The 2,852-nt window shown below is 75.1% G+C and carries 3 protein-coding genes; all 3 read right to left on the bottom strand.

The genetic code is table 11. The annotated features are described in order from the left end of the window. Positions 1–553: ribonucleotide-diphosphate reductase subunit beta (locus tag ACFV4N_RS42350; RefSeq protein WP_499678340.1), on the bottom strand; the 553-nt coding region annotated here is incomplete at its 3' end. Then, on the bottom strand, positions 550–1,671 hold the full coding sequence (locus tag ACFV4N_RS42345; RefSeq protein WP_499678339.1) for an HAD-IIIC family phosphatase: 1,122 nt from the start codon (positions 1,669–1,671) through the stop codon (positions 550–552). The genes ACFV4N_RS42350 and ACFV4N_RS42345, both read right to left, overlap by 4 nt. Beyond that, a partial coding sequence (locus ACFV4N_RS42340; RefSeq protein WP_499678338.1) for an acyl-CoA dehydrogenase family protein occupies positions 1,668–2,852 on the bottom strand: 1,185 nt, incomplete at its 5' end. The genes ACFV4N_RS42340 and ACFV4N_RS42345, both read right to left, overlap by 4 nt.

Below are 2,852 nucleotides of genomic sequence, written 5' to 3'. Positions count from 1 at the left end.
GGTGGTTGAGGTCGCGGGTCTCGCCGACCGTGTCCAGCCAGCGGCGGAACACCTCGGTGTGCCGCGCCTCCTCGTAGCAGAACTGGGTCAGGTACATCTCGTCGCCGAGCCGGCCCTCGGCGGCCATCGCGGCCAGGAACGGCTGGAGGTCGTGGGTCACCGCCTCCTCGCCGGCGGTGAACATCGCGCACAGCCCGGCGAGGGCGTCCCGCGCGCTCCCGGGCAGCCGCCGCCAGTCCTCGGCGTCCTGGGAGAAGTCGATGTCGGACGGGTCCCAGGCCCGGCGGTGGCCCTTGCCGAACAGCCGCAGCGGCACCGAGCCCCAGTCGAGGGGCCGGGGGTCCAGCGAGCGGAACCGCTCCCGGTCGGGCGCGGCGGCCCGGTCCGGGTCGGTGGCGGGGGACGGGCCGGTGGCGGGGTTCGGGCCAGCGGCAGGGGACGGGTCAGCAGCCGGGTTCGGACCGGTGGCCGGGTTCGGACCGGTGGCCGGGTTCGGGTTGGCGGCCGGGTCCGGGGCCGCGGCGAGTCGCGGTCGGGGCACGAGGTCGGTCACCGGCGCTCCTCGTCGACGATCACCCGCAGGTGGGAGGGGTCCTCCTGGATCGCGCCCGGTGACGCGGCCAGCAGCTGGACGCCGTCGCGCGAGCCCACCTCCTCGAAGCCCGCGAACCGGTAGGTCACGTACATGACCCGGTTGCGGTCGGAGGGCACGAACTCGGCGTGCAGCGCGGCGCCCGCGTCGGCGGCCCGGCGCACCACGTGGTTGAGCAGCACCGTGCCCACGCCGCGCGACATCACGCGGCACGACATCAGCAGCAGCTTGAGCAGCCACGTCGGCGACCCGGTGCGGACCAGGGCCAGCCCGATGGTGCCGTAGGAGCCGTAGCGGTCCTCCAGCTCGGCCACCAGCAGCAGGTGGTCGGTGGAGCGGGACAGCTCGGCCAGCTCGGCGTGGGAGTAGGTGACGCCGGTCGAGTTGAGCTGGTGCGTGCGGACGGTCAGCTCCTCGGCGCGGCGCAGGTCCTCCTCGCGGGCCACGCGGATGGTGAAGACCATGCCCAGGGTGGCGAGGAACTCGGAGGCGGTGCCGGTGAAGTCCTCCTCGGCGGCGGAGCGCTCGATGCCGCTGCGGTACATCCACCGCCGCTGCCGCGACTCGGGGGTGACGAACCGCGGGGTGAACTCCGGCCGGTCCGGCAGCGTGGCGACCTCGGCCGCGTCCACGCAGGTGACCTGCGGGTGGGCGAAGGCGACCTCGTCCAGCTCGAACGGCTGGTCGTCGACGAACGCCAGGGCGTCCAGGCCGATGTTGAGCGCGGCGGCGATCCTGGGCAGCGCGGCGGACTTCGGCCCCCACGAGATCTGCGGGTGCAGGAAGTACTCGGCCAGCCCGCAGCGCTCCAGCTGCCGCAGGGCGGTGTCGGGGTCGTTGCGGCTGGCGACGGAGTGCAGGATGCCGCGCTCGTCGAGCGCCACGATCGCGTCGCGGACCAGCGGCCGGACCTCGACCTCGCCGTCCTCCAGCAGGATCCCGTCCCAGACGGTGTTGTCCAGGTCCCACACCACGCACTTGACCCGGCCGCGGCGGTGCTCGGCCTCGGCGTCCACGCCCGCAGTGGTGACCGGGCCCACCTCGGCGACCGGGCCGGCCTGCGGTGAAGTCCTCGTCATGCGATCTCCCAACGGTTCTCGTCCGGGGGAAGGCCCTGGAGGGGCACGACGGGGCTCTCGGCCCGCGGCGCGCCGGCGGTGCGGCAGACGTCCTCGGCGATCAGGTTCTCGTGCACCTGGCTGCTGCCCTCGATGATCTCCATGACCTTGGCGTCCCGGTAGTAGCGGGCCGCGGGGTGGCCGTCCACGCAGCCGACCGCGCCGTGCACCTGCACCGCGTCCGACGCCGCGCGGGCCGCGACGCCCGCGGCGAAGTACTTGGCGGCGCAGGTCGCCACCAGGGTCGCCGGGTCGCCCTCGTCCTTGAGCCGGCCGGCCCGCAGGCACAGCAGCCGCGCCGCCTCGGTGTCCACCGCCATCCGCGTGATCATCCGCCGGACCAGCTGGTGGTCCTTGAGCAGCGCGCCGCCCTGGTGCCGGGTGGCGGCGTGCGCCGCGGAGACCTCCAGGCAGCCCTGGGCGATGCCGACGCAGCCGGCGGCGACGCTGTAGCGGCCGACGTCCAGCGCCCCGGTGATCACGTTGAGGCCCGTGCCGGGACCGCCGACCAGGGCTTCGGGCCCGACCCGGCAGCCGGTCAGGGTGATCTCGGCCAGCATGCTCGCGCGCGTGCCGAGGATGCTGCGGACGGGGGTGCGCCGCACGGCCGGGTCGGCGGCCTCCACGAGGAACGCGCCGATGCCCGCCTTGGTGCGGGCGAAGACGAGCAGCACGTCCGCGACCTGCCCGCAGGTGATCCACTTCTTGTGCCCGGTGAGGACGTACCCGCCGCGGCCGTCCTCCTCCGCCGTCGCGGCCAGTCCGGACGCGTCGCTGCCCGCGCCGCTCTCGGTGAGGCAGAACGCGCCGAGGGCGGAGCCGTCGGCCAGCGGTCCGAGCCACCGCTCCCGCGCGGCGTCGCCGCCCCACCGGTGCACGGCGAAGGCGACCATGCTGTGCACGGTCAGCAGGCTGCGCAGCGAGGAGCAGCCGCGCCCCACCTCCTCGTGCAGCGCGCCGAGGCCCACCATGTCCAGGGGCAGCGGGCCGTCGGGCAGCACCGCGCCCAGGTAGCCGCGGGCGGCGACCTCGGCGACCACGTCCGGCGGGACGGCGCCCGCCAGGTCGAAGTTCCCCGCCCGGGGGATGACCACCTCGTCCACGAAGGAGCGGAAGGCGGCCCGCGACGCGTCGGTGCCGGC

It is taken from the genome of Actinosynnema sp. NPDC059797 (assembly GCF_042732085.1).
GTDB lineage: Bacteria > Actinomycetota > Actinomycetes > Mycobacteriales > Pseudonocardiaceae > Actinosynnema.
This window is presented reverse-complemented; position numbering and strand designations above follow the sequence as displayed.

What these genes read in the sequence shown, in the direction of transcription:
- ACFV4N_RS42345 (WP_499678339.1), bottom strand. Translation starts at nt 1,671, where the DNA reads ATGACGAGGACTTCACCGCAGGCCGGCCCGGTCGCCGAGGTGGGCCCG.